Source organism: Acidocella sp. (assembly GCF_028687955.1).
In the GTDB taxonomy this organism is placed as follows: domain Bacteria; phylum Pseudomonadota; class Alphaproteobacteria; order Acetobacterales; family Acetobacteraceae; genus Acidocella.
Genome location: NZ_JAQTZC010000069.1, coordinates 1 through 11,432, shown reverse-complemented (window position 1 = coordinate 11,432; position 11,432 = coordinate 1). Strand labels below are relative to the sequence as shown.

Genomic DNA, 11,432 nt, shown 5'->3' with positions numbered 1-11,432 from the left:
TCGCGCAGGCTCATCACCCGCGCGGTCTCGGGCAAAATCAGCGGCTCGATGCGCGGGAAAAATTCCACGCCGAAATCATGGTTGAATTTCTCGGCGATGTCGTTGGCCAGCTCCAGATGCTGGCGCTGGTCATCGCCCACCGGCACCTGCGTGGCGTGGTAGGCATGGATATCGGCGGCCATCAAATTCGGGTACACGAACAGCCCTGTGGAAACCGCCTCGCGGTCCTTGCCTGCCTTGTCCTTGAACTGGGTCATGCGGCTGAGCCAGCCGAAGCGCGCGACACAGTTGAAAATCCAGGCCAGGCGCGCGTGCGCATGTACGGCGGATTGGTGGAAGAGGATGTGCTTATCCGGGTCTATGCCGCAGGCGATCAATATCGCCGCGTTCAGCCGCGTCTGGTCGCGCAGCAGAACAGGATTCTGCGCCACCGTGATGGCATGCAGGTCCACGAGGCAGAACACGCATTCGTTGCTGTCCTGTAGTTTGACCCAGTTTTGCACGGCGCCCAGGTAGTTGCCGAGATGCGCGATGCCAGTGGGCTGAATGCCGGAGAATATGCGTGCCATGGCGGCTACGTCGCGCGGTTTTTTGCCCCGGTCAACCTTGTCCCGTTTTGCGCCGCCGGCGCCGCAGCAGCGCCGCCAGCTCTGAGAGATCAAACGCGCGCAGCAAAATCCCCGAACCGCCATAGGCAATGCCGCCCGCCAGGGTGAGCAGCAAAAACTGCGGAATGGTTGCCTTGCCGTGGGGGAGGACAAAAACCTTCATCGCCCACAGCGCGCCGGCCATGACGGCCCCGGCCAGCAGCAGGCGCGGCAACCGGCGCCGCGCGGCGGCATCCAGCGCGAAATGCCCGCGCCGGTGCAGCAGAAACAGCAGCACGGCGGCGTTGAAGGCGGAGGACAGGCTGGTGGCCAGCGCCGGGCCCACGGCCTTGAGCGGGTGCATGAACAGCAGGTTCATGCACAGGTTGAGCGCCACTGCGGCCACGCCGATCTTCAGCGGCGTCACGGTATCCCCGCGCGCGAAAAAACCGGGGGTGAGCACCTTCACCAGCGCGAACACCGGCAGGCCGAGCGCGAAGGCCGCCAGGGAGTTCCCGGCCAGCAGTGCGGTATGCTGCGAAAACGCGCCTCGTACGAAGAGCACATCCATCACCTGCCGCCCGGCGAGCGAAAGCCCGATGGCGGCGGGCAGGGTGAGCATCAGCACCCCTTCCAGCGCGCGGTTGAGCGCGTTCAACGCCGCGCCCTCCTCGCGCAGGGCGATATGCCGGGTAATCGCGGGGAGCAGCGCCGTTCCGGCGGCGGTGCCGATCACCCCCAGTGGCAACTGGTTCACCCGGTCGGCGTAGTACAGTACAGAGACCGACCCCGCCGGCAGCAAGGTGCCGATGATAATGTCGATGGAGACATTGAGCTGCGTCACCCCCGCTCCCACCAGCCCTGGCGTCATGCGGCGGAACAAAGTCCGCATGCGCGGTGTCAGCTTTGGACGCGGCACGGTGATGCGCATTCCCACCCGGCGCGCCGCCCAGATGAGCAGAAAAAGCTGCGCCACGCCCGAAGCGGTGACCCCCCAGGCCAGCGCATAGCCTGGATTGGGCGCATAGCGGCTCAACCCCAGCATGAAAGCGATGGAAAACACATTGAAGAGCACCGGCGCGGCGGCGGCGGCGGCAAAGCGGTTCATGGCGTTCAACACGCCCGAGAACAGCGCCGTGAGGCAGATGAGGAACAGGTATGGGAACATGATCCGCGTCAGCGCCACCGCCAGCGTGAACTTGGCGTGGTTGCCGGCAAACCCCGGGGCGAGCGCATACAAAAGCCAGGGCGTGAAGATTTCGCCCGCGAGCGTAATGCCGCCCAGCCAGAAGATCATCACTGCGGTCGCCTCCTCGGCAAACCCCGCGGCGGCCGCCACGCCCTCGGTGTGCAGGATGCCGGAGATGGAGGGCACGAACGCGGCGTTGAACGCCCCCTCGCCAAACAGCCGCCGGAACAGATTGGGCAGCCGCAGCGCCACGAAGAACGCATCGGCCACCGGCCCGGTGCCAAGAATCGCGGCGATGAGAATATCCCGGGCGAAGCCCAGGACGCGGCTCGCCATCGTCCACATCCCGACCGTAAAGGCACCGCGCATCATGAGTTAAGGCCCTATCTGATTAATGCGGCAGGATAAACCCATAGGTGGGATACACCCTGCGGCCGAATGCGTGCGCCGGCTCATACCACACCCGCACGCGCGTCCAGTTATTATGCGCGGAAACATCGACCACCGGCTGGCCGTGCTCGATGCGGTGCGGCAGCCAGTTGGATTGAGTGACCAGAATCTTGCGCCGCCCGCGCACCGCGGTCACCACCGCCAGATGCCCCACATCCATGCGGCCATGCGGCGCGAACACCAAAACAGCGCCGCGCGCGGGCCTCTGGCTGCGCGGATACACGCCATCGGCCTCGTCCCACCATTCATAGGCGTCGCCATCGAGCTGAATGCCCGAGACCTCGCGCGCATAAGGCACGCAGGTGAGCGGCGTGGGGGTGCCAAAATGGCTGGGAGAGGCCATGCGCGGCCCGGCGCAGGCCGCCAGCGCCAGGCAAGCCAGGAGCAGCGCCAGTTGCCGGGGCGCCATCATGCCGGCGCGATCTGCGCGCCATGCCAGCACTGTAGCGTGACAAAGCTGCGCGTATTCTGCCCGCTGGAATCAAACGCCACGCCAAACCCGTTGGCCAGGCCGCCGGCCGGGATATCCACCTTGCGCAGAACGTCGAGCAATTTGTCCGCGCTGCCGCCTTGCGCGTTCAGCGTATCGAACACCAGCTTCGCGCCGGCATAGGCGGTCAGGCTGTCGGCGCTGCGCGGCGGGATGCCATATTTTGCCTGATATGCCTGGGCGATCTGTGCCGCCGCCGCCGGGTAGTAGGGCGCGCTGATGACCAGCGTGCCATCGAAGACGCTGCCCAGCGCATCCGCTGTTTCGCGCAGCGTGTAGCCGTTGCCGCAGCCGATTACGGTTTGCGGCCGCCAGCTTTGCGCCTGCATGGCGAGGTAGAAGCCGAGCACATCGGACGGGCCGCCCGCGTGCAGTACCAGATCCACCCCCGCGCGCATGAACCGGCCGACCGGGTCGTACAAATCGGTCACGTCCTCAGGGTAGCCAATAGCCAGCAGCACGGGAATTTTCGCGGTGTCGAGCGCCGCGATCGCCGCCGCCGCGATCGCCCCGCCGGTGGCGCCGGTATTGAACAGCAGGCCGATTTTGCGGCCCTTGAACCGGCTCTGGATCGTGCTCACCGCCAGCGCGCCGATCATGCTGGTCGTAGGTCCCGTGCGGAGCAGGAATTTGAACCCGCGCGCTGTAATGCCAACGGCTGGGGCGTTGAGTTCGATATAGGGCACCTGCGCCAGCTCGGCCGCGGCCGAGCCGGCGTAAGACAGTGCCGAGGCGCCGGTGCCGAGTACGACTCCGGCATGGCCGCCGGTGATCACCTGATTCACCGCCGCCGCTGCATGGCTCTGATCCACGGCATCGGCCGCCACCAGCGCCACTTTGTGCCCCGCAATGCCGCCTGCGGCGTTTAGCGCGCTGGCGGCGAGATGGATGCCGCGCAGACATTCATCGCCGATCAGCGAGAGATCCCCCGAGAGCGGCAGCACCACGCCGGCGGTCGCCGGGGTAGGGGGCTGGGCCTTCGGCGCGGCGGCTCTGGCGCGGCCTGCCATGAGGCTGGTAGAGAGGCTGGCGAGCAGAAATCGGCGGGTGGGATGTGACATCGCCGCTAAACTCGCATTTGGCACCAAACCCGGCAAGGTGATGCAGATGAACCAACTACCCGACAGCATGCGTTATATTGAAATCAACGCGCCCGGTGGACCGGAGGTCATGCGTATTGGCCGCTGCGCGCTGCCCGTGCCCGGGCCGGATGAGCTGTTGATCCGCGTCGCCGCCGCGGGGGTTAACCGGCCGGATGTGCAGCAGCGCAAGGGGTTGTACCCGCCGCCGCCCGGCGCCAGCCCGATTCTGGGGCTGGAGGCCGCTGGCGAGGTTGTGGCGCTGGGGGCGATGGCCAGCGGATTCTATCCTGGCCACAAGGTAACAGCTTTGTGTAACGGCGGTGGTTATGCCGAATACGTCGCGGTGCCCGCCGGGCAATGCCTGCCCTGGCCATACGGCTTCACCGCGCTGCAGGCCGCCGCCCTGCCAGAGAATTATTTCACCGTCTGGGCCAATTTGTTTGACATGGGGCATCTGAGCGCGGGCGAGACGTTGCTGGTGCATGGCGGCACCTCGGGCATCGGCCTCACCGCCATCCAGCTTGCCCTGGCGAGCGGCGCGAAGGTTTTCGCCACCGCCGGCTCGGCGGAAAAATGCGCGGCCATTGAGGCGTTCGGCGCCACCGCGATCAACTATCGCACCCAGGATTTTGTGAAGGTCATCGCCACCCTGACCGAGAATCACGGCGTCGATGTGGTGCTCGACATTGTGGGCGCCCCTTATACCCAGCGTAATTTCAAATGCCTGGCGCTGCGCGGGCGGCTTTTGCAGGTTGCCTTCATGCAGGGCAGCAAGGCGGAGGGGCTGGACCTGCTGCCGGTCATGACCAAGCGGCTCACCTATACCGGCTCGACCATGCGCCCGCGCACCGCGGAGGAAAAAGCGGCCATCGCCGCCACGCTGAAGCGCAAGGTCTGGCCGTGGCTGGAGGCAGGCAAGGTTGCCCCCGTCATCGACAAGGTGTTCTCCCTGGAGGAGGCCCCCGCCGCCCATGCGCTGATGGAAAGCAGCATGCATATCGGCAAGATCATGCTCGACCTTGCCGGTTAAAACGCTGACCGGCCCAGCCGGCGAGGTGTTGCACCAGCTTGACCAGCCGGCATCCTCGCTCCCGGCGGTGAGCAAGCGTGACCTGGAGCAGGCGCTGGAAGCCGCACATGACGGGCTGAAAAGGGCCCCGGCGCGCGGGCTCCGTTTTACAGCACCGCCCGCCCCGCCGGTGGAGCTGGTGCTGGCTGACCCAGACGCGGCGGCCTGGGCCGTGGCGGTTGAGCATACCGCCGGGCTGGACACGCCGCACGGTGTTTCCGTTTGCCTGCGGTTGCTGGGCCTGGTGGCGCTGCTGGCTGATGCCGCGTGGACGCGCCCTTGGCTGGTTCTGGGCGGAGAGGGCGTTGACATCCATCCGCAGTTGCTGCGCGCTGCCGCCCTGGTGCCGCTCAATGAAGCGGGGGGTTTTGACGAAACGGCCCTGCGCGCTCTATTGCCCCCCACACAAGCCAGGGGTGCAAATACATGATGAAATTTCTGATGGCGGTTCTGGCCTGCGGCGCGCTCGCCGCCTGCGCGCCGGTCCAGCCGGAAAGCCAGGCCCAGCAGGCCGACGACGCGGCCTGCACAGCCCAGGCCGATGCCGCCTATAACGCCAGCACGCTCGATGAGCAGGCCCGCCCGTCGCAAAACGGGTTGATGTACGGCGCGATGCCGACGCATGCGTTCGACGGTGAAAAACTTGGCGCCGAGCATGAACGCGAAAGCCAGATCAGCGATTGCGAACAGAACGGCGGCGGCGGCGGCCCGGATGATTTGAACGGCGCGCCGGCCGTTATCCCGCATATCGTCAACCCTTGAATTTTTGTAAGAGGATTATTCTCATGAGCCGTATTATCCGCACCGATGCCAGCGCCGTCCTGTCCAAGGCGGTTGAGTACCATGGCTTTGTCTACACCCAGGGAGTGGTCGCTTCCGATCCGGCCCAGGACATCACGGCCCAGACCAAGGATGTTCTGGCGCAGATCGATTCTCTGCTGGAAATTCACGGCACGGATAAAACCCGCCTGCTTCAGGCGCATATCTGGCTCAAGGATATGGGGGACCGCGAAGCCATGAATAATGTCTGGACGGCATGGCTGCCTGAGGGCGCCGCCCCCGTGCGCGCCTGCGTGCAGGCGGTTCTGGCGGATCCCGGTTATCTTGTTGAGATTATGATCACCGCCTGCCGCTAGAGTGCGATCGTTTGAGGTTCGCTCAGCCGAGCGAGCCGAAAGCGTGAATCGCCCTCAGAAAAATAACCAGAGCCTGATCACACTTAAACCAATCAGGCTCTAAGCGGAAAAAGGTTTTTTGTTTTAATATTGAGGCGGTTAGGCTTCAATTTTGCGAGTCGCGGCCGCCCTGGAAAGGGCGGCTGAATTTCCTGAGAGTAAAAAGCACAACAAGAAACTCAAATAGGAATGTAGTCTTAACTTGTTTGTGTGCATGATCTGTAAATGGCGATTTTGTCACTATGTTGTATTTTTGTCGCAAATGCGTATTGCGTTGAACGCATTCCACCCTTAGCCCATTGGCATGCCAAATTGGCGCAACGGTAGTCTGGGGCAGAGCATTTGATGGCAGGTGGAAGCAAAGCTGGAGGGTTTGGAGCAAAGGCCCGGCGGGCGTTGCTGGGCGCCGGACTGGCAGGGGCTGCATACTTCAGCGCCGCCGCGGCACAGGCATCCACCCATCATTATGCCGCTCACGCCCCCCTGCGCGGCCATGTCCGTCTTGCCAGCACTCACCATGCCCACACCCCGCATGTGCAAGCCGCCGGTTACCGGAAAACCTCGGAATATCACGCGCACTACACCCATGAGGCGCATTACATCTACCCGGTGGCGCACTACGCGCACGAAAAGCATTACATCCATCCGGTGGCGCACTACACCCATGAGGCGCATTATATCCATCCGGTAGCGCACTACACCCATGAGGCGCATTACCGCATGGCGCGGTATCGCCATTCCGGCCTGCAATGCGTTCCCTATGCGCGGGAAGTGTCGCATATCGAGCTGACCGGCAATGCCTTCCTCTGGTGGGCGGAGGCGGCCGGCCGTTACGAGCGCGGCAGCACCCCGGTTGAGGGCGCCGTCCTTAATTTCCGTGCCATCGGCCGTATGCCGCTTGGCCATGTCGCCGTTGTTACCGATGTGATCAACAGCCGCACCATCCTCGTGACCCAGGCTAATTGGGTCCCCGGCACGATTACCAATGACGTGACCGTGCAGGACGTTTCTCCGGATAACAACTGGTCCGAGGTTCAGGTTGAGCTGGGTGACAGCAGCACTTGGGGCGCCGCCTACCCGGCCTATGGCTTTATTTACGACAAGCCGGCCAGCGCCACTGTCATCGCGGCCAGTGGCCAGGGGAACGAAGTCGCGGAAGCGCCCAGCGTTCGGCCGGTCAGCACCGAAGGTCCGAACCGCAACCTGCAATAGCCGCGGCTTTCGGCTGCCCCCTCAAGGACAGGCAAGGCCAGGGAGTTTTCCTGGCCTTATAGCCGCCCGCCAAGAGCTTGACTCTCTTGGTTTGGTGGCGGGCTGGTATAAGCTCTTGATTTTGCGCGCGGCCGCCCCACCGGCCCCGCGCGCATACCAGTCAGCCTTAAGGCTGACTGGTATTATTTACGTATGAGAACCAGCATCAACCGCTCGAATTCCTGCACGCTGAGTGTTTCGGCGCGCCGGGCGGGGTCTATCCCCGCGGCTTGCAGGAGATCACTGCCGCCAAGACCCTTCAGCGCACCGCGCAGCATCTTGCGCCGCTGGCCAAAGGCGGCGGCGGTTAATTTTTCCATGGCCTGAATTTGCTCCCGCGCCGGCTGGCTTGGTTTGGGCACCAGCCGGATGAGGGCGGAGTCCACCTTTGGCGGCGGCGCGAAAGCACTAGCCGGGATGTGCATGACGATATCCACATCGCACAGCCATTGCGCCAACACGGAGATCCGCCCGTAGGCCGGGGTGCTGGGCGCGGCGCAGAGGCGTTCGGCCACCTCGAGCTGGAACATCAGCGTGAACGACTGATATTGCGCCGCCTGCATCAGCCATGAGATCAGCAGCGGCGTGCCGATATTGTACGGCAGATTGGCGGCGATGGCGCGCGGGGCCGGCACCAGTGCTGGCAGGTCTGCCTTCATTGCGTCGGCGTGAAGAATCGTGAGCCTGCCCTGTGCGGTTTCCGCCAAAGCTTTGATCGCCGCCACCGCGCGCGGGTCGTATTCAATGGCGGTGACGTGGCGCGCCTTGGTGGCCAGCAGCGCGCGGGTCAGCCCGCCCGGCCCCGGCCCGATCTCGATGACATTGACCCCCTCCAGCGGCGCCGCCATGGCGGCGATGCTGGTCAACAGGTCCGTGTCCAGCAGAAAATGCTGCCCCAGCGATTTATCCGCCCGCAGATCGTAGGTTTTTATGACCTCGCGGAGCGGGGGTGGTAAAATTTCATCCGGCATGGCGCTTGTTAGCCGAGGCTGGACCGTGGCAACAGGGGGATGTGAGCCAGCAAACAACGAAACCATTGTCCCTCCGGCCGCTTGGTGAACGGGTACTGCACGCGCCGCAGATGCTGCGCGCGCTGGTGCGCGCCGATGAGATTTGGCTGGCGATTCTCTCTACAGCCGTGGGCGTGCTCAGTGGCGTGGGCGTCGTCATCATCAACGGCATCACGCAAATCATGCATGAGCGGCTGTTTGCGCTGCCGTCGGGGCAAGGGCTCTCGGAATCCCTGCATGTCGCGCCGCTGCGGGCCTTTCTGGTGCCGGTGCTGGGCGGCACGGTGCTGGGTGTCAGCATGTGGGCGCTGGCCCGGCTGCGCCCGCGTAACCTGGTGGACCCGGTGGAGGCCAACGCGCTCTACGGCGGGCGGGTTTCGCTGAATGACAGCCTGATCGTCGCGGCGCAGACCGCCTGGTCCAACGGCGTGGGCGCCTCGGTTGGCATGGAGGCTGGCTATGCCCAGCTGGGTGCGGGCATCGCCTCCCGGCTGGGGCGCAGTTTCCGGCTGCGGCGCAATGATTTGCGGGTGCTGGTCGGCTGCGGCACGGCCGCGGCCATCGGCGGCGCCTTCAACGCGCCGTTGTGCGGCGCTTTTTACGGCATCGAGCTCATCATCGGCATATACTCCATCGCGACCCTGCCTTTCGTGGTGATCGCCGCCCTAGCGGGTACGCTCACGGTGCAGATCATCTCAGGCGGCACCCCGCCCTTGCTGGTAACCCTGCCCGCGGATGTGCCCAATGCCGCTTATGCCGCGGTGCTGGTGGAGGGAATTGCTTGTGGCTTGGCCGGCATTGCGGTCATGCGCGGTGTCACCGCCATTGAGGGCTTGTTCCGCCGTTCGGGGATCCCGCTATGGGCGCGCCCCGTTCTGGGCGGCGCCGTGACTGGCCTGCTCGGCTGTATTTCGCCCAAAACCTTGTCCTCGGGCCATTCCGCCCTGCATGCCGACATCAATATCGCCTATCCGTTCCTCGTCGTGCTTGGGATTTTGCTGATAAAATCGGTTGCCTCGGCATTCTCCATCGGCTCGGGCTTCCGCGGCGGCCTGTTTTTCGCCTCGCTGTTTTTAGGCGCCCTGTTTGGCAAGGTATTCGCAGGCGTGCTCACTGTGTTGCCTTTTGTCACCCCCATGCCAAGTGGCTTCTATGCCGTGGTGGGCATGAGTGCTCTGGCTGTGGCAATTGTCGGCGGGCCGATGACCATGACCTTTCTGGCGCTGGAGAGCACGCAAAACTTTGGTGTCACCATGGCGGTGCTGGCGGCTTCCATCGTCTCGGCCATCACCGTGCGCCGGCTGTTTGGCTATTCTTTCGCCACCTGGCGCTTCCATCTGCGCGGCGAGCAGATCCGCAGTGCTGTTGATGTCGGCTGGATTCAGTCCCTCACTGTCGGGCGGATGATGCGCCGCGCCACGGCGATGGTGCATGATGGCATGACCCTGATGGTATTTCGCGCCGAGGTGCCGCTGGGGTCAACCCAGCGCGTGATCGTGACGGATGCAGATTCGGCCTATGCCGGTATTGCCTACCCGGCGGAGGCGTTTGCCATCACCGGCGAGGGACGCTCGGTGCGCGATATTCTACACCATCAGGAACATTTTCTACTGCCCGCGATGACTGTGAAGGAAGCACTGGCAACTTTTGAGGCGGCCGAGGCCGATGCGCTGGCCGTGCTGGACGGGCCGGATACCCGCAATGTTCTGGGGCTGTTGACCGAGCAATACGCCTTGCGCCGCTATAACGAGGAGTTGGACCGCAGGCGGCGGGAAATGTCTGGCGAGTAGGGGCGATCCGATGGGACCCAAGGGTTTCTGCCAGCCGGACGAGGTTGTCGCAAAATCTAGATGGGCCGGTGTGTCTTTTAAATACCTCCCTACAGCATCCGGCGGGACAGGCGCTGCAACGGTCGGTCGTATAAAAATGTGACCAGCACGCTCGCGGTAAGAGATGCAACCATGAAACCTGTGAATATGGTAAGCGGGCTGAACATCTGCTTGTCGCCGGGGTGATAGTAAAAGAAGTCGATACCCAGAAACAGAACGGATGGGTGGATTATATAGAATGGATAGGACATGGCGCCGAACCACGCCAGACGATGGTTCAGGCGCAGGTGCCCGCCACGCTCGAGCGCGGCCAGGCAAAAAATGATGATGGCAAAGCTGCCGGCCACCAGGGGGGTGCGGTCCAGGCTTGGGTAGAGAAATCCCCAGTCGTCCAGCCTCGCGAGCAACACGAGGGCGAAGCTCGCGCCCGCCAGGAGCGACCATAACCAGCGGTGGTGCAACCGAAGCCGGAAAAAGGCGGCGCCCGCCCCCAGCCCGGCAAAGAACATGAGCTCGTGCGGGCCAAAAAAATGCCATGCCACCGCGTGGGGCAACCGCAGGATGAAGCCCATGGGCTTCATCGGCTGGTACACATGCCAGGCGGTGATACATATCCATGCGCCGAGGATATAGCGCCCCACGCGCGGGAGCAGCGCCAGCGCGAACATCAGGTAGAATGCGATTTCAAAACGCAGACTCCAGGCCGGCGGAATAAGTTCACGGAAACTGTTGTTGTAGGTGAACGGGGCGAGGGTGAAGATTTTCGCCAGGTATCCAGGGCTGCAGGTGGGCCATAAAAAAAACAGCGGAATGGCCAGGGATAGCCAGTAAACCGGGTAGATGCGCCAGAACCGCCGCCAGATGAACCGCTGCAGCCGGTTTGGCTGCCCGAAGTCCTGGCGGTGCGCGGTGTAGATGACGAAACCACTGAGTACGAAAAAGAACAATACCGAAGTGATCGGTGGCAGGTCGAATCCGCCCAGAACCGGCTTTGGGCTGAGCGAAGCGGCGAAACTGACGATATGGTCGGTCCCGACACACAGAGCCGCAGCAAAGCGCGCGACTTCCAGGCTGACAAGTTTGCCCGGCCGCTCGGGCGAAGGATCGTTCATCGCAGACCCGATTCGGTTGGCCGGTCGTTCATTTCAGGGTGATGCTGGCTTGGTGCCGGTACTGTCAAGCATGGCGGGGCTGCGGCGGCTGTGTTTGATACGATGCCGGTCATTTTTGGGATCGTTGTGGCAAAAACGGAACGACTCGAAAGAGCAATGATCATAAAGCCGGGTTTTATTTTGAAAAG

At 63.5% G+C, this 11,432-nt stretch carries 12 protein-coding genes; 6 read left to right on the top strand and 6 right to left on the bottom strand.

Features of this window, described 5'->3' with window-relative positions; translation table 11 throughout:
• The 4 genes from trpS to PHE40_RS09240 form a co-directional block, all read right to left on the bottom strand.
• Nucleotides 1-569 (bottom strand): tryptophan--tRNA ligase (trpS, locus tag PHE40_RS09255; RefSeq protein ID WP_299961068.1); only part of this gene is annotated, 569 nt, incomplete at its 3' end.
• A gap of 31 nt (nt 570-600) precedes the next feature.
• Entirely contained in the window at nt 601-2,148 is a 1,548-nt protein-coding gene (murJ, locus tag PHE40_RS09250) for a murein biosynthesis integral membrane protein MurJ (RefSeq protein ID WP_299961066.1), read from the bottom strand.
• A 19-nt stretch (nt 2,149-2,167) separates the two neighbouring features.
• Complete coding sequence (locus tag PHE40_RS09245; protein ID WP_299961064.1) at nt 2,168-2,638, bottom strand: CHAP domain-containing protein; 471 nt, start codon at nt 2,636-2,638, stop codon at nt 2,168-2,170.
• Entirely contained in the window at nt 2,635-3,846 is a 1,212-nt protein-coding gene (locus PHE40_RS09240) for an ABC transporter substrate-binding protein (protein WP_299961062.1), read from the bottom strand. Before PHE40_RS09240 ends, PHE40_RS09245 begins: the two co-directional genes overlap by 4 nt.
• Between PHE40_RS09240 and PHE40_RS09235 the strand changes: the two genes are divergently transcribed.
• The 5 genes from PHE40_RS09235 to PHE40_RS09215 all read left to right on the top strand — a co-directional run bounded on the left by PHE40_RS09235 (nt 3,824) and on the right by PHE40_RS09215 (nt 7,254).
• Nucleotides 3,824-4,828: an NAD(P)H-quinone oxidoreductase gene (locus PHE40_RS09235; RefSeq protein WP_299961060.1), complete on the top strand. Its 1,005-nt coding sequence runs from the start codon at nt 3,824-3,826 to the stop codon at nt 4,826-4,828. The genes PHE40_RS09240 and PHE40_RS09235 overlap by 23 nt on opposite strands.
• On the top strand, nt 4,818-5,297 hold the full coding sequence (locus PHE40_RS09230; RefSeq protein ID WP_299961058.1) for a hypothetical protein: 480 nt from the start codon (nt 4,818-4,820) through the stop codon (nt 5,295-5,297). Before PHE40_RS09235 ends, PHE40_RS09230 begins: the two co-directional genes overlap by 11 nt.
• Nucleotides 5,294-5,629, top strand: a complete 336-nt coding sequence (locus PHE40_RS09225) for a hypothetical protein (RefSeq protein ID WP_299961056.1) — start codon at nt 5,294-5,296, stop codon at nt 5,627-5,629. Before PHE40_RS09230 ends, PHE40_RS09225 begins: the two co-directional genes overlap by 4 nt.
• A 23-nt stretch (nt 5,630-5,652) precedes the next feature.
• Nucleotides 5,653-6,003 carry a RidA family protein gene (locus tag PHE40_RS09220; protein WP_299961054.1) on the top strand — a complete coding sequence of 117 codons (351 nt, stop codon included), beginning with the start codon at nt 5,653-5,655 and terminating at the stop codon, nt 6,001-6,003.
• 384 nt (nt 6,004-6,387) lie between these two features.
• Nucleotides 6,388-7,254 carry a CHAP domain-containing protein gene (locus tag PHE40_RS09215; protein WP_299961052.1) on the top strand — a complete coding sequence of 289 codons (867 nt, stop codon included), beginning with the start codon at nt 6,388-6,390 and terminating at the stop codon, nt 7,252-7,254.
• Between the two features lie 182 nt (nt 7,255-7,436).
• Here PHE40_RS09215 and rsmA read toward each other — a convergent pair whose 3' ends face one another.
• Nucleotides 7,437-8,264 carry a 16S rRNA (adenine(1518)-N(6)/adenine(1519)-N(6))-dimethyltransferase RsmA gene (rsmA, locus tag PHE40_RS09210; RefSeq protein WP_299961049.1) on the bottom strand — a complete coding sequence of 276 codons (828 nt, stop codon included), beginning with the start codon at nt 8,262-8,264 and terminating at the stop codon, nt 7,437-7,439.
• 65 nt (nt 8,265-8,329) lie between these two features.
• On the opposite strand from rsmA, the gene PHE40_RS09205 reads away from it, so the two are divergent.
• The gene (locus PHE40_RS09205; protein WP_366523601.1) at nt 8,330-10,093 is read left to right on the top strand and encodes a chloride channel protein; all 1,764 of its coding nucleotides are present in this window, start codon (nt 8,330-8,332) and stop codon (nt 10,091-10,093) included.
• An 89-nt stretch (nt 10,094-10,182) separates the two neighbouring features.
• Here the strand turns inward: PHE40_RS09205 and PHE40_RS09200 are convergent, their stop codons facing one another.
• Nucleotides 10,183-11,244: an acyltransferase gene (locus PHE40_RS09200; protein ID WP_299961047.1), complete on the bottom strand. Its 1,062-nt coding sequence runs from the start codon at nt 11,242-11,244 to the stop codon at nt 10,183-10,185.
• Nucleotides 11,245-11,432: the final 188 nt, after the last annotated feature.

What these genes read in the sequence shown, in the direction of transcription:
- murJ (WP_299961066.1), bottom strand. Translation starts at nt 2,148, where the DNA reads ATGATGCGCGGTGCCTTTACGGTCGGGATGTGGACGATGGCGAGCCGC.
- PHE40_RS09245 (WP_299961064.1), bottom strand. Translation starts at nt 2,638, where the DNA reads ATGATGGCGCCCCGGCAACTGGCGCTGCTCCTGGCTTGCCTGGCGCTG.
- PHE40_RS09235 (WP_299961060.1), top strand. Translation starts at nt 3,824, where the DNA reads ATGAACCAACTACCCGACAGCATGCGTTATATTGAAATCAACGCGCCC.
- PHE40_RS09240 (WP_299961062.1), bottom strand. Translation starts at nt 3,846, where the DNA reads ATGCTGTCGGGTAGTTGGTTCATCTGCATCACCTTGCCGGGTTTGGTG.
- PHE40_RS09225 (WP_299961056.1), top strand. Translation starts at nt 5,294, where the DNA reads ATGATGAAATTTCTGATGGCGGTTCTGGCCTGCGGCGCGCTCGCCGCC.
- PHE40_RS09220 (WP_299961054.1), top strand. Translation starts at nt 5,653, where the DNA reads ATGAGCCGTATTATCCGCACCGATGCCAGCGCCGTCCTGTCCAAGGCG.
- PHE40_RS09215 (WP_299961052.1), top strand. Translation starts at nt 6,388, where the DNA reads ATGGCAGGTGGAAGCAAAGCTGGAGGGTTTGGAGCAAAGGCCCGGCGG.
- rsmA (WP_299961049.1), bottom strand. Translation starts at nt 8,264, where the DNA reads ATGCCGGATGAAATTTTACCACCCCCGCTCCGCGAGGTCATAAAAACC.
- PHE40_RS09200 (WP_299961047.1), bottom strand. Translation starts at nt 11,244, where the DNA reads ATGAACGATCCTTCGCCCGAGCGGCCGGGCAAACTTGTCAGCCTGGAA.